The organism is Pantoea sp. UBA4549, from assembly GCF_002387285.1.
Classification (GTDB): domain Bacteria; phylum Pseudomonadota; class Gammaproteobacteria; order Enterobacterales; family Enterobacteriaceae; genus Pantoea; species Pantoea borealis.
The window spans coordinates 480,699-500,993 of record NZ_DGLH01000009.1 but is presented as its reverse complement, the minus strand read 5'-3'; the positions used below and the strand labels follow the sequence as shown (position 1 = coordinate 500,993).

General features: G+C 60.5%; 19 protein-coding genes. 16 read left to right on the top strand and 3 right to left on the bottom strand.

Annotation, left to right across the window (positions count from 1 at the left end; all coding sequences use genetic code 11):
* The first annotated feature begins 100 nt into the window (after positions 1 to 100).
* Together B3041_RS09040 and B3041_RS09035 are read left to right on the top strand one after the other, a co-directional pair.
* Positions 101 to 973 (top strand): NAD(P)-dependent oxidoreductase, encoded by an 873-nt coding sequence (locus B3041_RS09040; protein WP_292971565.1) that lies wholly within the window; start codon positions 101 to 103, stop codon positions 971 to 973.
* On the top strand, positions 966 to 1,748 hold the full coding sequence (locus tag B3041_RS09035; RefSeq protein ID WP_065649409.1) for an AraC family transcriptional regulator: 783 nt from the start codon (positions 966 to 968) through the stop codon (positions 1,746 to 1,748). Before B3041_RS09040 ends, B3041_RS09035 begins: the two co-directional genes overlap by 8 nt.
* On the opposite strand, the gene leuA is transcribed toward B3041_RS09035, so the two are convergent.
* On the bottom strand, positions 1,669 to 3,381 hold the full coding sequence (leuA, locus tag B3041_RS09030; RefSeq protein WP_065649408.1) for a 2-isopropylmalate synthase: 1,713 nt from the start codon (positions 3,379 to 3,381) through the stop codon (positions 1,669 to 1,671). The genes B3041_RS09035 and leuA overlap by 80 nt on opposite strands.
* A gap of 150 nt (positions 3,382 to 3,531) precedes the next feature.
* Between leuA and B3041_RS09025 the strand changes: the two genes are divergently transcribed.
* The 14 genes from B3041_RS09025 to B3041_RS08960 all read left to right on the top strand — a co-directional run bounded on the left by B3041_RS09025 (position 3,532) and on the right by B3041_RS08960 (position 16,890).
* Positions 3,532 to 4,557, top strand: a complete 1,026-nt coding sequence (locus B3041_RS09025; protein WP_065649407.1) for a dipeptidase — start codon at positions 3,532 to 3,534, stop codon at positions 4,555 to 4,557.
* A gap of 139 nt (positions 4,558 to 4,696) precedes the next feature.
* On the top strand, positions 4,697 to 4,768 hold the full coding sequence (pqqA, locus tag B3041_RS09020; protein WP_010617686.1) for a pyrroloquinoline quinone precursor peptide PqqA: 72 nt from the start codon (positions 4,697 to 4,699) through the stop codon (positions 4,766 to 4,768).
* Between the two features lie 55 nt (positions 4,769 to 4,823).
* Positions 4,824 to 5,750 (top strand): pyrroloquinoline quinone biosynthesis protein PqqB, encoded by a 927-nt coding sequence (pqqB, locus tag B3041_RS09015; protein ID WP_065649406.1) that lies wholly within the window; start codon positions 4,824 to 4,826, stop codon positions 5,748 to 5,750.
* Positions 5,744 to 6,499, top strand: coding sequence for a pyrroloquinoline-quinone synthase PqqC (gene pqqC / locus B3041_RS09010; protein WP_292972444.1), 756 nt, complete (start codon positions 5,744 to 5,746; stop codon positions 6,497 to 6,499). The genes pqqB and pqqC overlap by 7 nt, the downstream gene beginning before the upstream one ends.
* A gap of 4 nt (positions 6,500 to 6,503) precedes the next feature.
* The gene (pqqD, locus tag B3041_RS09005) at positions 6,504 to 6,782 is read left to right on the top strand and encodes a pyrroloquinoline quinone biosynthesis peptide chaperone PqqD (protein WP_065649404.1); all 279 of its coding nucleotides are present in this window, start codon (positions 6,504 to 6,506) and stop codon (positions 6,780 to 6,782) included.
* Positions 6,769 to 7,908 (top strand): pyrroloquinoline quinone biosynthesis protein PqqE, encoded by a 1,140-nt coding sequence (gene pqqE, locus B3041_RS09000; protein WP_065649403.1) that lies wholly within the window; start codon positions 6,769 to 6,771, stop codon positions 7,906 to 7,908. Before pqqD ends, pqqE begins: the two co-directional genes overlap by 14 nt.
* Positions 7,908 to 10,226, top strand: coding sequence for a pyrroloquinoline quinone biosynthesis protein PqqF (gene pqqF, locus B3041_RS08995; protein ID WP_292971561.1), 2,319 nt, complete (start codon positions 7,908 to 7,910; stop codon positions 10,224 to 10,226). The genes pqqE and pqqF overlap by 1 nt, the downstream gene beginning before the upstream one ends.
* Positions 10,227 to 10,336: 110 nt before the next feature.
* Positions 10,337 to 10,696, top strand: a complete 360-nt coding sequence (locus B3041_RS08990) for a hypothetical protein (RefSeq protein ID WP_292971559.1) — start codon at positions 10,337 to 10,339, stop codon at positions 10,694 to 10,696.
* A gap of 49 nt (positions 10,697 to 10,745) precedes the next feature.
* Positions 10,746 to 12,749 (top strand): protein-disulfide reductase DsbD family protein, encoded by a 2,004-nt coding sequence (locus B3041_RS08985; protein ID WP_292971557.1) that lies wholly within the window; start codon positions 10,746 to 10,748, stop codon positions 12,747 to 12,749.
* Positions 12,749 to 13,468, top strand: coding sequence for a DsbA family protein (locus tag B3041_RS08980; RefSeq protein ID WP_414692380.1), 720 nt, complete (start codon positions 12,749 to 12,751; stop codon positions 13,466 to 13,468). The genes B3041_RS08985 and B3041_RS08980 overlap by 1 nt, the downstream gene beginning before the upstream one ends.
* Positions 13,465 to 13,971, top strand: a complete 507-nt coding sequence (locus tag B3041_RS08975) for a protein disulfide oxidoreductase (RefSeq protein ID WP_065649399.1) — start codon at positions 13,465 to 13,467, stop codon at positions 13,969 to 13,971. The genes B3041_RS08980 and B3041_RS08975 overlap by 4 nt, the downstream gene beginning before the upstream one ends.
* A 256-nt stretch (positions 13,972 to 14,227) precedes the next feature.
* A complete protein-coding gene (locus tag B3041_RS08970; protein ID WP_065649398.1) occupies positions 14,228 to 15,064 on the top strand; it encodes an MBL fold metallo-hydrolase in 837 nt (278 codons plus the stop codon).
* 111 nt (positions 15,065 to 15,175) lie between these two features.
* On the top strand, positions 15,176 to 15,598 hold the full coding sequence (locus B3041_RS08965) for a DUF2231 domain-containing protein (RefSeq protein WP_292971551.1): 423 nt from the start codon (positions 15,176 to 15,178) through the stop codon (positions 15,596 to 15,598).
* Positions 15,595 to 16,890: a PQQ-dependent sugar dehydrogenase gene (locus tag B3041_RS08960; protein WP_065649396.1), complete on the top strand. Its 1,296-nt coding sequence runs from the start codon at positions 15,595 to 15,597 to the stop codon at positions 16,888 to 16,890. The genes B3041_RS08965 and B3041_RS08960 overlap by 4 nt, the downstream gene beginning before the upstream one ends.
* A gap of 716 nt (positions 16,891 to 17,606) precedes the next feature.
* Here B3041_RS08960 and B3041_RS08955 read toward each other — a convergent pair.
* Together B3041_RS08955 and B3041_RS08950 are read right to left on the bottom strand one after the other, a co-directional pair.
* Positions 17,607 to 18,935, bottom strand: coding sequence for an MFS transporter (locus tag B3041_RS08955; protein ID WP_292971536.1), 1,329 nt, complete (start codon positions 18,933 to 18,935; stop codon positions 17,607 to 17,609).
* Positions 18,936 to 19,121: 186 nt separating this feature from the next.
* Complete coding sequence (locus B3041_RS08950; RefSeq protein ID WP_292971534.1) at positions 19,122 to 20,090, bottom strand: GT-D fold domain-containing glycosyltransferase; 969 nt, start codon at positions 20,088 to 20,090, stop codon at positions 19,122 to 19,124.
* Positions 20,091 to 20,295: the final 205 nt, after the last annotated feature.

Genomic DNA, 20,295 nt, shown 5'->3' with positions numbered 1-20,295 from the left:
CCGGTATGATGAAAACGTTATCGTTGCGCCACGCACCTCTGGCTGCGTACTACGCTTTCTGTCACTGTAAAGAGAAGTGCTTACATCATCAGGAGAGAAAATGCGTCAGCAACCGGTTGTAGCCGTACTGGGTCTGGGAGCGATGGGCCATGCGTTCGCCGCCAGCTTACTGAAAAAAGGGTTTCGCGTGCAGGGCTGGAATCGCACCCGGTCTAAGGGAGAAGATCTGGAGGCGGCGGGCCTGCAGCTGAGCGACAGCGCGGAAGACGCCGCAGCGCAGGCGGATGTGGTCATTACCATGCTGGCCGATGGGGATACCACCCGCGACGTGGCAGCGCGCATCGCGCCGGTGCTGAAACAGCATGCCAGTCTGGTACAGATGGGCACCATCGGCGTGGCCGCGACCGATGCGCTGATCGCACAGATCGCCGCGGCGCGTCCCGATATCAACGTTATCGATGCGCCGGTCTCCGGCACCAAAGCGCCGGCAGAAAACGCCCAGATTCTGGTGCTGGCCAGTGGCGACCGCGCGCGGGCTGAGAACGCCGAACAGGTCTTTGCCGCAATCGGCAAAGGCACGCAGTGGCTGGGCGAGGCGGGTGCCAGCTCGCGCATGAAGCTGGTGGTGAACAGCTGGCTGATTGGCCTGATGCAGAGCCTGGCAGAGAGCACGCGACTGGCAGAGCAGTTTGGTTTCAGCACGGACGATCTGTGGCAGGTGCTGGAGGGCGGTCCGCTGGCGGCGCCTTACGCTAAGGTCAAGCTTGGTGCCATTGCCAGCGAGGACTACACCCCGCAGATGCAGCTTACCTGGGCGCTGAAGGATGCAAAACTGGCGCTGGAGGCGGCGGGAGAGACCCGGCTGCCGGCGCTGGAGAACATTGCGCAGCTCTGGCAGCAGGCGGTGGAGGAGGGCTACGGCGAGCAGGATCTGGCATCTGTCTACGCCTGGCTGAAACGCGGGGATGAGTAAACAGATAAGCTTCGATTTTTCCCGGCGCCCGCTGATACCGTTTGCGCACGATTACGCACACGGCGCCCGCGAGCCGTGGCACCATCACACCTGTGCGCAGCTGATCCACACCCTGAGCGGCGTGATACGGGTTGAGACGGCGCACGGCAGCTGGATGGTGCCGCCCAGCCGCGGGGTCTGGCTGCCCGCCGGCACGCAGCACGCGCTGCAGACGGGCGGTCAGGTCGCTGCACGCACGCTGTTTATCGATCCGCTGGCGCGCGCTGACCTGCCGGCCAGCTGTCAGGTGGTGCAGATCTCCGCGCTGCTGCGTGAGCTTATCGTAAGCGCGCTGTCGTTGCCGGACGACTACTCCCCCGGCAGCCGCAGCGAACGCATTTATGAGCTGATCCTTGATGAGATCAGGGTAATGAATGTGCTGCCGTTTGACCTGCCGATGCCGCAAAGTCCGCGCCTGCTGGCGCTCTGTACCCGCATCCGGCAGAGCGCAGGAGAGCCGTGGACGCTGGCGCAGGCGGCGGCCGAACTCTGCGTGGCGGAACGCACGCTCTCGCGTCATTTCAGCCGCGAAACCGGACTGCGCTTTGGCGACTGGCTGCGGCGCGCCCGGCTGAGCCAGGCGCTGATGCGGCTGGCGCAGGGCGAAAGCGTATTGCGGGTGGCGCTTGACCTCGGCTATGAGAGTCCGGGCGCGTTCAGCGCGATGTTTCGTCGCGTGCTGGGCGTCTCACCGGCGGGCTACTTTCCGCCGGCAGAAAGGCGTCCGCCGCATTGAGCAGCGCCTGCAGCGAGGCGCGCGTCACGTCGCTGTCGATTCCCACACCCCAGGCGCGTCCGCCGTTTGCGTCGGTACAGCAGATATAGGCGACCGAGCGGCTGTCGCTGCGTTTGCCCAGCGTGTGTTCGTGGTAATCCTCAATGGCGAGCGCGCGTCCGTAGTGCTGCTGCAGCGCGCTGACGGCGGCCGAAAGCAGGCCGTTGCCGCTGCCATTCAGCGTGCGTGTACCTGATGCTGTCGTAAACTGCAGGCGGAGACGCGTTGCCCGTTCATCGCTCTGGCTCTCTGCCGTTTCAAGCTGGCGCGCCGGCTGCGTCAGGCCGTAGTGGTGGCAAAACAGCTGCCAGAGCGCGTGATGCGTCATCTCGCCGCCTTGCGTATCGGTCTGCTGCTGCACCCGCTGACTGAAATTCTGCTGCAGCGCGCGCGGCAGCTGCAGCCCGTGATTCTGCTCCAGCAGCCAGGCGCTGCCGCCTTTACCCGACTGGCTGTTGACCCGGATCACCGCCTCATAGCTGCAGCCGATGTCGCGCGGATCGAGCGGCAGGTAGGGGATCTGCCAGCGGGTTTCCTGTCGCGCCGTGCGTTCGGCAAAGCCTTTGCGGATGGCGTCCTGATGGGAGCCTGAAAAAGCGGTGAAAACCAGCTCACCGGCATAAGGATGACGCGGATGCAGCGGCAGCTGATTGCAGGTGGTTACCGTCTCCACTACCTGCTGCATGTCGCTGAAATCAAGCCCCGGCGCCACGCCCTGGGTATAGAGATTCAGCGCCAGCGTCACCAGGTCAACGTTGCCGGTGCGTTCGCCGTTGCCAAACAGGCAGCCCTCGACGCGATCGGCGCCCGCCAGCAGCGCCAGCTCGGCGCAGGCGGTGCCGGTGCCACGGTCGTTGTGCGGATGTACGCTGATCGTCACCGCTGCACGCTGGCTGAAGTGGCGACAGAAGTATTCAATCTGATCGGCATAGACGTTGGGGGTATTGACCTCCACCGTGGCAGGCAGATTGATGATCATCGGTCGCTGCGGGCCAGGCTGCCAGATCGCCGCCACCGCTTCGCAGATTTCCAGCGCAAAGTCCGGCTCGGTAAAGCAGAACGTTTCCGGCGAATACTGAAATGTCCACGCCGTGTCAGGCTGCGCGGCACAGCGATCGCGGATCTGGCGGGCGGCGCTGCACGCCAGGGCGACAATTTCCGCTTTGCTCTGACAGAACACGCGCTCGCGAAACAGCGGGGCGGTGGCGTTGTAAAGATGAACAATCGCCTGCCGGACCCCCGTCAGCGCCTCAAACGTGCGATCGATCAGATCGCTGCGCGCCTGGGTGAGCACCTGAATGGTGACGTGGGGCGGAATGCGATCTTCCTCGATCAGCTCCCGCACAAACGCATAGTCGGTCTGCGACGCAGCGGGAAAGGCCACTTCAATTTCACTGAAGCCGCAGCGCAGCAGCAGCTGCCAGAACGCCAGCTTGCGGGCACTGTCCATCGGCACCGCCAGCGCCTGATTGCCGTCGCGCAGGTCCGTTGAGAGCCAGCGCGGCGCGTGAGTGAGCTGGCGCGACGGCCACTGGCGATCGGCCAGCGGCAGCACGGCGGCAGGGTAATATTTATCAGCAGGGTAAGTCAGCATAGTCGTCTCCTTTGGCAGAGCCTGTAGTGTGGCGCAGGCAAACGGCCGTCTGCCTGCGCGTAGCGGACAACCACGGGTGCGAAACGGACAGGTTGGCGAAAGCGGTACGGACGCGTAGCATAGCGCCACACTTTCCGGTTCAGGCAGACTATGTCATTTCTTACGTTCGACGGTCACAACGACCTGTTACTGCGGCTCTGGCTGCACCATCGCGACGATCCGGCGCGCGCGTTTTTTTCCGGTACAGAAACCGGGCATCTCGACTTTCCGCGCATGCAGCAGGGCGGCTTTGGCGGCGGGCTGTTTGCGCTGTTTGTGCCGCCGGCAGGCTATCTCAGCGAGGTGGCACCTGAGCGTGCGCGGGAACAGCTTCCGCCGCTCACCATTCTCTGGCAGCAGCTTGCGATCCTGAAAACGCTGGCGGCGGAATCCGCCGGGCGCGCCCGGCTCTGCCTGAACGCGGAGGAGATCGCCGCCTGCCGTCGCGACGGCGTGCTGGCGCTGGTAGCTCACATCGAAGGGGCCGACGGTTTCGACGGCGCCGGAGCGGATCTGCAGGCGTTTTATCAGGCCGGCGTGCGCAGCATCGGGCCATTCTGGAACCTCGCTAACCGCTTTGGTCACGGCGTTACCGGCGCGTTTCCCGGTTCGCCCGACAGCGGCGACGGACTGACGGAAGAGGGCCGGCAGCTGATTGCGCTGGCCTGTGAGCAGCGCATGGTCATTGATGTCTCGCACATGAATGAAAAAGCGTTCTGGCAGACGGCGCGGCTCAGCACGCTGCCGCTGGTGGCCACGCACTCTAACGCGCACGCGCTCTGTGCGCAGCCGCGTAATCTGACCGACGATCAGCTGCGCGCCATTCGCGACAGCGGCGGCGTGGTGGGGATAAATTTCGGTAACGCCTTCCTGCGCGGTGACGGAAAGCGCGATGACAGCACGGCTCTGACGGAAATTGTTAAACACGCCGCGCATCTGATCGCTATTATGGGCCGCGATCATGTGGCGCTGGGATCGGATTTTGACGGCATCAGCGTACCGGCGGCGTTAAAAGATGTCACCGGATTACCGCGGCTCTATGCGCTATTGCAAAGTCTCGGCTATGATCAGGCATTGACTGAACAGCTCGCGTGGGGCAACTGGCAGCGCGTGCTGCGCCAGATCTGGCAGGCCTGAACCGCGTTTCCCTGATGAATCAGGGTTGATCTCCGCGCGACATTGGCGCAACATCGCCGCGCCTGGTGTACTGCCCGCAGTCGCCAGCGGCATTTATGGCAGAGCCTGCTCTGCGTTTTCATCGATGAGGAAGAACACTATGTGGAAAAAACCTGAGTTTGTTGACCTGCGTCTGGGCCTGGAAGTGACTCTGTACATCTCCAACCGCTAAGACTCTCTGCCCGCCGCTCGTGCGGGCATTCTCTTTTTCTGCTTCGGTCTTTCACATGTTTATTAAAGTTCTCGGTTCAGCGGCAGGCGGTGGCTTTCCGCAGTGGAACTGTAACTGCGCCAACTGCAGCGGCCTGCGTAACGGCACAATCCAGGCGCAGGCGCGCACCCAGTCCTCTATTATTGTCAGTGATGACGGGGAAGAGTGGGTGCTATGCAACGCCTCTCCCGACATCAGCCAGCAGATTGCGCAGACACCTGAGCTGGTGAAAAAAGGGGTGCTGCGCGGCACCGCTATCGGCAGTATTATTCTGACGGACAGCCAGATTGACCACACCACCGGGCTACTCAGCCTGCGTGAAGGCTGCCCGCATCAGGTCTGGTGCACGCCTGAAGTTCATGCCGATCTCACCAGCGGTTTTCCTGTTTTTACGATGCTGCAGCACTGGAACGGCGGCCTGACGCATCACGGAGTGACGCCGCTTGAGCCGTTCAGCGTAGCGGTGTGTCCCGATCTGCAGTTTACCGCGATCCCGATCCTCAGCAACGCTCCCCCTTATTCCCCGTACCGCGACCGGCCACTGCCGGGGCACAACGTGGCGCTGTTTATTGAAAATCGCGCCAGCGGACAGACGCTGCTCTACGCGCCGGGTCTGGGCGAGCCGGATGCGGTGATCATGCCGTGGCTGCAGAAAGCGGACTGCCTGCTGATTGACGGCACCGTCTGGCAGGATGATGAACTGCTGACCACCGGCGTTGGCAAAAATACCGGACGGGCGATGGGCCATCTGGCGCTGGCCGAAGAGCAGGGTCTGATGGCGCTGCTGGCCGCGCTGCCGGCAAAGCGCAAAATCCTTATTCATATTAATAACACCAATCCGATCCTTGACGAACACTCGCCGCAGCGCCAGTTTCTGACGCAGCAGGGCATTGAAGTGAGCCAGGACGGGATGGCGATCCATCTGCAGGAGTCCGCATCGTGATCACCGACGCTCTGACCCCCGAGGCGTTTGAACAGGCGCTGCGCGCCAAAGGCGCTTACTACCATATTCATCACCCTTACCATAAAGCGATGCATAACGGTGAGGCAACGCGCGAGCAGATCCAGGGCTGGGTCGCGAACCGTTTCTATTACCAGGCCACCATTCCGCTGAAAGATGCCGCGATCATGGCCAACTGCCCCGATCCGGCCACGCGGCGCAAGTGGGTGCAGCGTATTCTCGATCATGACGGCAGCCACGATCTCGAGGGCGGCATTGAAGCCTGGCTGCAGCTGGGTGAGGCGGTGGGCCTGACGCGCGAGGCGCTGCTGTCGGAACGGCACGTGCTGCCCGGCGTGCGGTTTGCCGTTGACGCCTATGTCAATTTTGCCCGCCGCGCTAACTGGCAGGAAGCGGCGTGCAGTTCGCTGACCGAGCTGTTTGCGCCGCAGATCCATCAGTCACGCCTCGACAGCTGGCCGCAGCACTATCCGTGGATCAAAGAGGAAGGGTACTTTTACTTCCGCAGCCGACTGAGCCAGGCAAACCGCGACGTTGAGCACGGGCTGGCGCTGGCGCTGGAGGTCTTTACCACCGCGGAACAGCAGAACCGCATGCTGGAGATCCTGCAGTTTAAACTCGACATTCTCTGGACAATGCTGGACGCCATGACAATGGCTTACGTGCTGCAGCGTCCGCCTTATCATACGGTCACCGATCGGGCGGCCTGGCATACAACAAGACTGGTGTAAGCGCATGAAAGATACCCTGATCCCCGCGTTCCGGCGCGGCTATCGTCTGCAGTGGGAAGCCGCGCAGGAGAGTCACGTCGTGCTCTACCCGGAAGGCATGGCGAAACTGAATGAAACAGCAGCGGCCATTCTGGAGCTGGTGACCGGTAAGCAGGACGTGGCAGCGATCGTCCGCACGCTTGACGCCCGTTTTCCCGAAGCCGGCGGCGTCGGTGACGACGTGAAAGATTTCCTGCAGTCAGCCGTTGAACAGAAATGGATCCAGTGTCGTGAACCCGAATAAACCCGCCGTTAATGCGCCGCTCTGGCTGCTGGCTGAGCTGACCTATCGCTGCCCGCTGCAGTGCCCGTACTGCTCTAATCCGCTCGATTTTGCGCAGCAGGAGAAAGAGCTGACCACCGAACAATGGATTGAGGTCTTCCGGCAGGCGCGCGCTATGGGTAGCGTACAGCTCGGCTTCTCCGGCGGCGAGCCGCTGGTACGCAAAGATCTGCCTGAGCTGATCCGCGCTGCGCGCGATCTCGGCTTTTACACCAACCTGATCACCTCCGGCATTGGCCTGACCGGGAAAAAGCTCGACGCCTTTGCGGACGCCGGTCTGGACCATATCCAGATCAGCTTTCAGGCCAGCGATGAGACGCTCAACGCCGCGCTGGCGGGCTCGCAAAAAGCGTTTCAGCAAAAGCTTGAGATGGCGCGGGCAGTGAAAAAGCATGGCTACCCGATGGTGCTGAACTTTGTGCTGCATCGCCACAACATCGATCAGATCGATAAAATTATCGATCTCTGCATTGAGCTGGATGCCGATGATGTTGAGCTGGCAACCTGCCAGTTTTACGGCTGGGCACACCTGAACCGCGAGGGGCTGCTGCCCACGCGGGAGCAGATCGCCCGCGCTGAAGAGACGGTGGCACGCTACCGGGCTCGCATGAGCGAGAGCGGCAACCTGACCAATCTGCTGTTTGTGACGCCAGATTATTATGAAGAGCGTCCTAAACCCTGTATGGGTGGGTGGGGCTCCATCTTCCTCAGCGTAACCCCGGAAGGCACCGCGTTACCCTGTCACAGCGCGCGCCAGCTGCCGGTTGAATTTCCTTCTGTGCTGACGCAGAGCCTGCAGTCAATCTGGTATGACTCCTTTGGTTTTAACCGCTATCGCGGCTTTGACTGGATGCCGGAGCCGTGCCGCTCCTGTGATGAAAAAGAGAAAGATTTTGGCGGCTGCCGCTGTCAGGCATATATGCTGACCGGTAATGCTGACAATACCGATCCGGTCTGCAGTAAGTCACCGCATCACGGGCAGATCCTGGAGGCGCGGCGCGAGGCAAACTGCAGCGATATCAAAATTGCCCAGCTGCAGTTCCGTAACCGGGCTAACTCCACGCTGATTGTCAAACAGCGTCTCTGATGATGCAGCGTACCCTGACGCTGGCCAGCGGCCTGCGCTGCCACCTGTATCACCAGCCTGACGCCCGCGAAGCTGCGGCGCTGATGCAGGTCGGGGCCGGCAGCCTGCATGAGCCCGATCGCTGGCCGGGACTGGCGCATCTGCTCGAGCATCTGCTGTTCTGCGACAGTGCGCGCTTCAGTGGCAGCCAGCGTCTGATGCCGTGGGTACAGCAGCAGGGCGGCGAGGTCAACGCCACCACCCGGCTCAGCCGCAGCGCGTGGTTTTTTCAGCTGCCGGCCCCGGCGCTGGAAGGCGGCGTCACGCGGCTGGCGGACATGCTGCTCGCTCCGAAGCTCACGCCTGACGCCATTCGCCAGGAGTGCGCCGTTATCGATGCGGAGTATCAGCTGCTGCAGAGCCACAGCGAAGCGCTGAGCGAGGCGGCGCTGCTGCATCCGCTGGGAGAACGCTTCAGGCGTTTCCGCGTCGGCAGCAGGGCGGCTTTTGGTGACAACGTCACTGATTTGCAGCGCGCGCTGCGCCGGTTTCACCAGACCCGCTTTACGGCACCTGCAATGCAGCTCTGGCTTTCCGGACCGCAGTCGCTGGACGAACTGGAGAGCCTGGCCGCAGCGTTCAGCGGCCTGCCGGGCGACAGCGTTCTGGCGCTGCCGGTTGTGCCACAGCAGCCCGACGACGATGCGATCACGCTGCTGGAGCTGCCGGGTGACAACGCTTTCTGGCTGACGCTGCTGACGCCTTACTCCTACAATTTTAGTGACAGTGTCACTCTGCTGCGCAGCTACTGGCTGGATGAAGCCGAAGGCGGTCTGCTGCATCAGCTGCGATGCGAGGAGCTGTGTGACACCCTGCAGGTCAGCTGGCTGTGGCAGGATACCCGGCACGCATTACTTGCGCTGCGCTTCAGCGCGCCGGCGATCTCATCCGCGCAGGCCTGGCGTATAGAGCAGCGTGTCTGGCAGCACCTGCAGGCTGTGCAGCACACTACGCTGCGCCAGCAGCAGCACTACCTGCAGCTGGCGCAGCGCGACTTCCGCGCGGAGACGCCGCTGCGTCAGCTGCGGCTGCGGGCAGCGGCAGAGGCGCCTGCAGCGCATCTGCCATCGGACCTTGCATCGGCTATCCTGCAGCTGACGCAGGCCGGGCGGATGCGCCTGCTGACCCGGCAGCCGCTGAGCAACGCCCTGACCTGCATCACGCAGGGATTTACGCTGCGCTGCAGCCGCGGGGCGTTTTCCGCAGACGTACCGGCGGCAGCTGTCCGCTGGCAGTTTCCGCCGCGTGCGATACGGGCTGATGCCACAGGCTCCGGCGGCACCGCTGCCGCATTACCTCAGGCGCTGCCGGTTGAACCAGCTGAGACGCTGCTGCTGCGCCCGGCGTGTTATCAGCCGCTTGCCGACCGCGCCGGCATGGCGTACCAGCGGCGTCTGCGGCCGCTGCTGGCAGAGCTGCGCCATCTGGGTGGCCGTGGCGTCTGGCAGCAGCAGCAGGGGATCTGGCAGCTGCTGCTGGATATTCCGGCAGACGCCGCCGTGGCCTGGCAGCTGCTGCCGGCCATCACGGCGCAGCTGAGCGCAGCGGATGAGGCGGGCGACCCGCCTGAGCCCGCAGCCATTGTTATCCGCCAGCTGCTGCAGACGCTGCCGTCTCAGCTGCTGTATCCGGCGTCAGCCCGGCGCTGGCAGGCGGCGTGGTGCGGGCATGACCGGCATCTGAATCACTACGCCGCGCAGAGCCTGGCGAGGCTCAGGCGGCAGACTACGCCGGCTGCATCGCCTCCGCTGCGGCGTGGCATTACGCCCGTTGCCTGTCAGGGCCGCGACCAGGCGCTGCTGCTGTTTATTCCCCTGACGGCACCGGATGACATCAGCCTGGCGGCGCTGCAGGCGCTGGGGCTGTTTCTGGCACCGCGCTTTTTTCAGCGGCTGCGCGTGGAGCAACAGACAGGCTACGTGGTCACGGCCCGCTATGAGCGCTGCGCCGATGTGGACGGGCTGCTGTTTGCGCTGCAGTCGCCGGATATTTCCTGGGTGCGCCTGCTGATCCACTGCCGGCGCTTTCTGCTGGATATGCAGACGGTGCTGAGCCAGAGTAACGACGAAACGCTGCGCGCGTGGCAGGAGACGCTGCAGGAACGCTGCCAGCCGCACGCTAACCGGCAGGTGGCGCAGGATCTGCTGCGGCGCGAAGCGGGCGGGCCGTGTCTGACGCCTGAGGCGGTCGCCGCCCTGACGCTGCCGCATATGCTGCAGCTTTTCCGGCAGCTGGTGCGCCAGCGGCGGCGCTGGCGGGTGCTGATTAACCGGCCCTGAACCGGCACAAACGTGCGCCGCTGACTCACCCGACAAAAGTTTACACGGCAAAACTTGGCGTTTGCGGCGGCGTTACATAAAATGCCCGCACTTTTCTCTGAGGCTGCGGCATGATGATATCGCCCCAACGCGCAACGTGGATCCTGGCACTCGCTTGTCTGGTGCTGGCGTTTTGCCTTGTACAGCGCAGCTTCAATTTGCCCGCCCAGCCGGTGACCGCCTCTGCTGTTTTCGCTGAGATTGGCGCGCACGATACGTCCGCCAGCAGTGATAAACCCTGTGCACTGAGCGCTAAATCCCTCAGCGGCAATACACCGGTGTTTGATGCCGTGCTGCCGCTGCTGATGCTTGTTATGGCACTGCTATCAGCGCTTGCTGCCCCGCAACGTCTCTGTTTCTTCTGGCGTCATAAAACGCATCGTCCGCCGCTGCGACGGCGACATCTTACGCTCTGCGTCTTCCGGGAATAACACTTCGCGCTGTTTCGCGTATCCCCTGTTATTTACCGGAGAATTTATCATGACTGTTTTACTCAGGAGCCTGCTGCTCCTGCTGGCAGGCTGCGTACTGAGTGCGCAGGCTGCGGATACCGGCTGGCTGCGCAACGCGCAAAACAGCCACGCTGAGGTGCGCCTGCGCGCCGCGCAGCAGGCGGGCGACACCCGGCTGCTGCTTGATATTCATCTGCAGCCAGGCTGGAAAACCTACTGGCGCACGCCGGGAGAAGGCGGCGTGGCACCGGCCATCGCCTGGCAGACGCCCGGCATCAGCGCTCAGTGGTTCTGGCCTGTACCGGCACGCTTTGATGTCAGCGGGCTGACCACGCAGGGCTATAAGGGAAATGTCACGCTGCCGATCGCACTGCAGCGTCAGCCGGGCAGCGGTACACTTACCGGCACGCTGACGCTGTCTACGTGCAGCGACGTCTGTATCCTGACGGATTTTCCGTTCAGCCTCGATCTGGCCCGGCCGCCAGCGGCGGAATTTGATCGCGATTTTGCCCGTGCGATGGGGCTGGTTCCGCCCGGTGCCGGGCTGACTGATGAGCTGAACGCCAGCTTTGTGAACGGTGAGCTGCAGATCCGCGCGGTACGCCAGGCGGGCTGGCGCACGCCTGAACTCTTCTTTGACTATCCGGCGGGCAGCATGCTGGCAGCACCGGCGATCAGCGTGCAGGGCAACACGCTCAGCGCACGCGTGGCCGTGACCGATGAATGGGGCGATGCGGCACCCGACCTGCGCGGCCGCCAGCTGTCGCTGGTGATCAGCGATAACGGGCTGGCGCAGCAGAGCCAGGTGACGATTGAGGCGGAGCCGCTGCTGAGCAGCGAGGCGCGCAGTACGCTATGGTCGGTGCTGCTGCTGGCGCTGCTTGGCGGTCTGGTGCTGAATCTGATGCCCTGTGTGCTGCCGGTTATGGCGCTCAAGCTGAGCGGTCTGGTGCAGCAGCAGGCACAGACCCGTCACCAGACGCGCCTGCAGTTTCTGGCATCCAGCGCCGGGATCCTCTTCTCCTTTCTGCTGCTGGCCCTCCTGATGAGCGTGCTGCGCCTGAGCGGTCAGGCGCTGGGCTGGGGCATACAGTTCCAGAACAGCGGATTCCTGCTGCTGATGACCGGCGTCATGTTTCTGTTCAGCGCCAGTCTGTTTGATCTGCTGCATTTCCGTCTGCCCTCAGCCTTTAACACCCGGCTGGCCACGCATCAGGGGAACGGACTGGCGGGACACTTTGCGCAGGGCGCGTTTGCCACACTGCTGGCAACGCCGTGCAGCGCGCCGTTTCTCGGCACGGCGGTGGCCTATGCGCTGACCGCGCCGCTGCCCCAGCTCTGGCTGCTGTTTACGGCGCTCGGTATCGGCATGAGCGTGCCGTGGCTGCTGGTGGCCGCGCTGCCGGGCGTTGCGCGCTGGCTGCCGCGTCCGGGACGCTGGATGGTTCATCTGCGCACGCTGCTGGGCATACTGATGCTGCTGGCAGCGCTCTGGCTGGTTACGCTGCTGATCCCGCACTGGGGCAGTCGCGCAGCAGGCCTGCTGGCCGCCGCGCTGCTGCTGATGCTGCTGATCTGGCTGCTGCGCCGTCGCGCGCTGCAGCAGGCGGGTGCGGTGGCTATCGTGCTGATGGTAGCAGGGGCACTGTTCCTGCTGACGCGTCCGGCAGAGGATGCCGGTGAACTCCGCTGGCAGCCGCTGTCAGAGCACGCCATCGCCGCGGCGCTGCAGCAGAACCGGCGTGTGTTTGTCGATATCACCGCTGACTGGTGCATTACCTGCAAGGTTAATAAGTCCCGGGTGCTGAATCAGCCTGACGTTCGCGCCGCGCTGAGTGCAGAGGACGTCGTGCTGCTGCGCGGCGACTGGACACAGCCGGATCCCGCCATTGGCGACTTCCTGCGCCAGCGCGATCGGGCGGCCATTCCGTTTAATCAGATTTATGGCCCGGCGCTGCCGCAGGGTCAGATTTTGTCACCGCTGCTTAACCGTGACGCGGTGCTCTCCACACTGAATAAGGCAAAAAAATGATGAAAAATATCCTGTTTGCTGTGCTGCTGCTGAGCGCACCGGTACTGGCTGCTGCCCCTTTTACGCCGGAGCAGGAGGCGCGTATCAAAGTGCTGATCCGCGAAACGCTGGTACAAACCCCCGCCATACTGGCTGAGGCCGCCGATGCCTTTGATAAGGAAGCTGCGCGACAGCAGCAGAATGTGGTGGCGCAAATGGTTGAAAAAAATCGTGATATGCTGTTCAGCGATGCCGGATCGCCGCGTATCGGCGCTGAAAAGCCGGCGCTGACGCTGGTCTATTTCACCGATTACAACTGCGTATTTTGCAAAAAATTTGAGGCCGATATAACGACGCTGCTGAAAGCGTATCCGCAGGTGGCGGTGGTGATTAAACCGCTGCCTTATCGTGCCGAAAGCTCGCTGAGTTCAGCGCGACTGGCGCTGACGGTCTGGAATCAGCAGCCGAAAAACTTCCTGAAGCTGCATGAAATGCTGATGACCAAAAAAGGCAATCACGATGAGGCCAGCATCAGCGCCGCGCTGAAAAAAACCGGTATTACCCTGGCGGCACCGGATAAAGCGAGCCTGGATACCATTAATCACAACCTCACCCTGGCGCAGCAGCTGGGCGTACAGGGTACCCCGGCCACGCTGGTGGGTAATCAGCTGATCAGCGGTGCGGTGCCGTATGCACAGCTGGAGGCGGCGGTGAAAGATGCGCTGAAGGCGGCACCGTGAGCCGGCTGAAGCGCTGGCTGCGTGAAGCGCTCTGGCTGCTGCTGGCAGGCGTGCTGATTATGCTGGCGGCTGACTGGCTGCGCGCGCCGCAGCTGCCTGCCGATCTGGCACAGCAGCCGCTCACCACGCTGCAGGGTGAGCAGAGCCTGGCCGGGCTGAGCGCATCAAAACCGGTGCTGGTTTACGTCTGGGCCAGCTGGTGCGGCGTTTGCAAACTGACCACGCCGGTTGTGGCGAGACTCAGCCAGCAGGGCGTGCCGGTGGTAAGCGTGGCGCTGCGATCGGGTTCAGATGCGCAGGTGACACAACAGCTGGCAAAAAAAGGGCTGCAGGGCATAGCCGTTAATGACGCGCGCGGTGAGCTGGGGCAGCGCTGGCACATTGCGGCTACGCCAACCTTTATCGTGCTTTATCAGGGCCGGGTGACCAGTACCACCAGCGGCTGGAGCAGCCGCTGGGGACTGATGCTGCGTTTATGGTGGGCTGCACAGTTCAGCGGATAATAACGGGCGCCTGCGGGCGCCTTTTTTAATAATACGTGGCTCAATTTTACTTGTTTAATAATCTCCAAAAGAAGTCATTTATAATTATCCGGCAAACTCACTACGCGCTGCGGTTATTTTTTTATTTGCAACTGGCTTATTTAATTCAGTCATTAATTTTTTTTGCAATAATGCCGCAACTGATGCATACCTGAATAACAAACTAATTTCTGATTATAGCGGCGGAATATTTTTATTCGCCGCAGGGAGAGAGAGGATGCGTATTCATCATCTGAACTGTGGTTGCATGTGCCCGCTGGGCGGGGCGCTGTTTGATGGCTTCAGCCGTGGCCCCTTTGCTGAACTGGTGTGTCATTGTCTGTTAATTGAAAGCGATCGGCATGGCCTGATTCTGGTGGATACCGGACTGGGAATTAATGATATGCGCTATCCGGAACGCCGGCTTTCCGGTTTTTTTCGTCTGCTGAATAATATTCATTACAGTGAACGGATGAGTGCACTGAGACAAATTCAGCTGCTGGGTTTTCAGGCCGAAGATGTCCGGCATATTATTCTGACCCATCTCGATTTTGATCATGCAGGCGGCATCAGTGATTTTCCGGCGGCGCGGATCCATCTCCTGCAGCGCGAGCTTGATACGGTACGCAGTGGACGTGAGCAGAGCTGGCTGGCGCGTCAGCGCTTCCGGCCACAGCAGTGGACCGCGCACGATGGCTGGCGCGGCTACGCCAGTGAGGGTGAACGCTGGTTCGGGTTTGATGCGGTCAGAGCCATAGACGATCTCAGCGATGAGATCCTGCTGGTGCCGCTGCCGGGACACACCGCCGGACACGCAGGCGTGGCGATCCGCCACGGCGATGGCTGGCTGCTGCATGGCGGCGATGCCTGGTTCTATCGTGGAGAGATGCATCACACCCGACGCCACTGCACGCCGGGTCTGCGCGCTTATCAGCGCCTCATGTGCAGCGATCGCGAGGCGTGGCGCATCAATCAGCAGCGGCTGCGTGAACTTTCGCTGCAGCCCCAGAGCGGTGTTGCGCTGTTTTGCAGCCACGATGCGCGCGAACTGGCCCACTACCGGCCGCACTGCTAGCTTTTTTGCCGGTTTTCTGCGCATTACCCTTTATCTTTACTAATATTTCTCTGGCGGCGTGGCGAAGCCTGTCGGCTCGCCGCCGTCTGAAAACTCTAAAGGGAGCGTGCCATGTTTCATACCTCGGGAAAGTCGGCGTTCGGCATTACGCTGTATGCCTTGCTGGAGCCACTGCCGCTGGGCTTTTTTTTTGCCGCCTGGCTGTTTGATATCCTCTATCTGCAGACCTTCGTGGTGATGTGGACCAAAGCCGCCAGCTGGCTGATTGTGTTTGGTCTGCTGCTGGCTATTCTGCCGCGAATTATCAGCCTGATTCATCTGTTCCGCGGCGTCACCGCCGGTGAGAAAACCCACTTCTGGCTCTCGCTGCTGGCCATGCTGGTGGCCATTGTTAATGCCTTTATTCATAGCCGTGATGCGTATGCGGTGGTACCTGTGGGCGTTACGCTGTCGACCATAGTGGTGGCGCTGCTGCTGATCGCCAACGTACAGCTGGCGCTGCGCGCGCGTCGTATCCCGGGAGGTCGTCCATGAAACTGCGCATTCTGAGTGCTGTCAGTCTTGCTGCGCTGCTGAGCGCCTGCGACAGCGGATCCTCTCTCGATCCGCAAAAACAGATCGGACCGAATCCCGAGCTGCCAAAAGCGCAGAATTTTTTCATGCCGCCTATGCAGGTGCCGGAGGGGACGCCGTGGAAAACCGGTGAAACGCCAAAAGTGGCGGACGGTCTGAAGATAGAGCGGATCCCGGCGAAGCTGATGCACCCGCGCCAGCTCTATGTTTTGCCAAACGGCGATGTGCTGGTGGCTGAGGCCAACGGGGTGAAAAATCCGGTAACGGCCCCGAAGCAGCTCATCATGGGCATTGTGCAGAAATCCTCAGGCAAAGGTGCGCCGGGCGGCAACCGTATCTCGCTGCTGCGTAACGTCAACGGTAAATGGGAGCAGCATCTCTTTATCGAAAACCTGAACGCGCCTTTTGGTATGCAGCTGATTGGCAACACGCTTTACGTGGCTAATGCCGACAGCCTGGTGAAGTTCCCTTATCAGACCGGGCAAACGGAAATCCGCACCGCGCCGGAAGAGGTAACGGCGCTGCCGGGGGGTGAGCTCAACCACCACTGGACCAAAGCACTGCTTGCCAGCCAGGACGGCAGTAAACTCTATGTCGGTGTCGGCTCTAACAGCAATATCACCGAAAATGGACTGGGTGCCGAGTATCAGCGTGCGGCGGTCTGGGAAGTGGATGCAGCCAGCGGCGCGAGCCGCATCTACGCCAGCGGCATCCGCAATCCCACCGGGCTGCAGTGGGAGCCGCAGAGCGGTAAGCTGTGGGCCATTGCAAATGAGCGCGATGAAATTGGTTCCGATCTGGTTCCTGACTATCTGACCTCAGTGCAGGACAACGGCTTCTACGGCTGGCCCTGGAGCTATTTTGGCCAGCACGTGGATGATCGGGTCCGCCCGCAGCGGCCTGATCTGGTAGCGAAAGCGATCAAGCCGGACTACGCCCTGAGTTCGCATGTTGCACCGCTCGGATTGCTGTTCTACGGCGCAGACAATATGCCGCAATATCGCGGTGGCGCGTTTATCAGCGAGCACGGCAGCTGGAACCGGACGCCGCTTAATGGCTACAAAGTGGTGTGGGTTAAATTTGAAAACGGCATGCCGGTGGGTGAACCACAGCCGGTGGTCACCGGATTCCTCACGGACGATCAGAAAAACGTGCGCGGTTTGCCGGTGGGGCTGGCAACGGATAATCAGGGCGGGGTACTGATCGCGGATGATGCAGGCGATGCGATCTGGCGCATCAGCGCGGCGCAGTAGTTTTTACCGGTAAAAATAGAAAAGGATTTGGCTGGTCAGCCAAATCCTTTTTTTTGGTTCGCTTAAGCGGCGGGTAACCGCGCGGCGAACGGGGTGCTCAGCACTCCTCACACAGCGAATCATAAAATGTGACGGGAAATATTTCAAGTTTCAGGAAATTACTGTATGGTTATACAGTGTTGAGTGCGGGCGGAGTATCGTTGCTTTCTGATGACTCTCAGGGGCGCGGATAGTCAAATCCCGGCAGGTTTCAGGTGGTGCTGGCCTGTGGCTTTAGCAATGAGTGCCGCTCAGCGCTCCTCACAGATGTGCTCAGGCGGCCGGCGGGTAGGGTCAGGGTCCCGGCCGCTGAATGGCGCGCGCTCCTGTCAGAGGAGAAGGAAAGTGATGGAACTTGTGCGATTGCTCCTGGACATTGTCCGGATTATCCTGCAAATCATCGTTGCCCTTTTGCAACTGACCGGTCAGGCGCACTGACCGGAACTTGAAACAAGGCGGAGCTCACCCCTCCGCCTTTTTTCGTGGCCGCTCAGGCTGTCTGCATGCGGCCCTGGCGTATCCATTTAACACCGGATTTTACATGCAACCAGAGCGCCATAAATGGCGCCCCTGCGGAATGACATAGAGAACGGTAAATGCATCTCCGCAGGGGCCGCATTCATTCGGCCCGTGGAGGCAGATGTCTATTCCGGGCCAGGGCGCCATAAATGACGCCCCTACAACATGATCCTGGCTTCCGGCGCTGGCGCAACCGTGCTGGCTGGCTGCAGGCGTTTCTCTGGCTGCAGCAATGTCATGGCCAGCATGCTGACAAAGGCGATAACGGCAGTCACGGTGAACATGGCGTTATAGCCATAATACTCCGCCAGCCAGCCGCACAGCATGGGTGAGATAATCGCAGCCAGATTCGCGATTGCCAGCGTCATGCCGCTGAAAGCACCCACCGACGCCTTTGGCGTAACGTCTATCACCACCGACCAGTAAACATTATTGACCAGCGCGTTGAGCGCGTTGCCCAGCGTCATCAGGGCGATGATTGCGGCCGCCGAACCGGCAAACGGGATGGCCATAAAGCAGCAGGCGGTGGCGCAGAGCGTTATCGCCGCAAAGCCATTGCGGGCCAGCCGCAGATTACCGGTCCGCGCCAGCAGGCGATCGGCCAGGCGTCCGCCAAGCAGCACCGTCAGACAGGCGCCGCTCCACGGGATCATGGCGATATACCAGAGCGAGTGCAGGTCATAATGAAAATTATCCTGCAGATATTTTGGCAGCCAGGTGACCAGCGTAAAGGTGATATAGAGAAAACTGAAGTAGCCCAGCGCATTACATACCAGCGTGCGGCTGGTGAAAAAGCGCCACCAGGGTAACGGACGCTCATCATGCGCTTCGGCACGCTGTCCCTGCACGATCAGCGCGCGTTCAGCGTCGTTCGCCGCCGGATGCCGCTGCGGCGTATCGGCGAAGTAGCGGGCAAACAGCAGCATCGCCAGCAGCGAAAACACGCCAAGCAGGATAAACATCATGCGCCAGTCGTTAGTCAGCAGCAGCAGGCCGACCGCGATAGGCGCGGTCAGTAGCGAGCCGACCTGCGTACTCAGCAGGCCGATACCCAGCGCCATGCCGCGCTCATTATCCGGTGCCCAGTGCGCAATTGTCTTGTTCATCAGCGCGTAGGCAGGCCCCTCGGCAAAGCCAAACAGCACGCGCAGCGCGGCGAATCCCATGATGGCGGAGCCGCCAAACAGCGCCACGCCAATTTCACCTGCCCAGGCCGTGGCGATCTCCAGCAGCGACCAGAGCACGCCAGCCATCAGCCACACTTTGCGCGTGCCGAACCGATCGGCGAGAAAGCCACCGCAGAGCGAGCCAAACAGATAGCCAAAACCAAAGTAGCCCAGTACGGCACCCAGTTCGACCTTGCTGAAATGGAACTGCTGCGAAATGGCCTGCGCGGCGAAGGAGAGAGCACCGCGGTCAACGTAGTTAATCAGCGCGATAAGAAACAATAACGAAAAGATGCGATAGCGGACAGCAGAGGCTTTCATGGCATAACTCCTGTGAAGAACACAGGAATGAGTAAGCAAAGGTAATGCCAGAATCTATAAAATGCGCCATATCAGCGTGAGGGTAAGAGATCCGGGCAGGGCAGCAAGGGCTTTATGCTTCGGGAAACGTAAAGGTTACTGTCCTGCACCAGACTGGATGCTTAAGCGTGCGTTGAGGGTGCAGGATTACACAACCGGCTGCTGCAGGATCACACCATTCACCATCGGCTCCTGAGGTAATCCGACATGCAGTAAAATCTGATTGCGATAGTGCTCATCGGTATCGTGCTGTTCGTCATTGAGCAACACGCCCGCTTCATTCACATTCTTACCCGCAATTTCCGTTTTAGTACGCGCTGCGCTGCGCATCCACTCATATTCAATATCGATATGCCCGGTGTCGATACAGCGGATCCCCTGCTGACTGAGGTCGTAAGCCAGCACGGTCGCCGTCGGACCCAGAGAAATCAGCACCAGGTCATATTCGCGGGCATGCGCCAGCACATTAGCATAGAGCTGGTTATAGACTGAAAAGGCATTACGGTTAAGCGTAGTAATGCGCTTAATTTCGCGTGCGCCATCCATTAAGTCGTTGCCGATACCCAGCCGGGTGCCGCTGCCTTCAACAATTAATATTTTTTTATCGTAAAAAAGCTGCTTAAATTTTGCAAATACGCGGGTCGCCTGCTGTTTATCAATATAATCATGATAAGGGCGTGTCACCGACGTATTTCCATACTGATACGTTTTTTTTAATAAAGGCTCGTAGCGGCGAAAGAAAAAGGCTTTATGAAAAAACCAGAACAGGGCCGAACCTAAACGCATATTGCGGGTTGAGCGAAAGGCATCTGGCATGCAAACCAGACAAGGGTTATCTTCACGCGTACCGCGCCGCATGATCTCTTTCAGTCTGATAGAAAGACGCTCATCAAATGACTGAAAACCAATATTTTTAAACAGTGTCATTTCCAGTTCTCCATCCCCATACCGGCATACGGATAACCTGTCGTTACTGAGCAGTAAATCGATTGTCTGTTCAGGCGACATAACCTGATATTGCCGTGCATGTGCATGGGCAATCGGGAATTTTAATGCTGCGTGAGTAAATTTAAACGGAAACCGTATTTTCCGATAAAGGGAATCTGCGCTGATCATAATAACCTTCTTTTTATCTGCGGATCTGCTACAGAGCAGTCAGATGATTTATATCACTCTTCCTGAAAAAACAGAGGCTGAGGAAATTCCCAAACTGAAATTACGCTGCGATATTTAATCATTAAACTGCAGCTCAACATAAAGATTATGGCCGGAATTGTCAGGCGTAGCGGCAAATTAAATGACTCCGGACGCTTTGCACCAG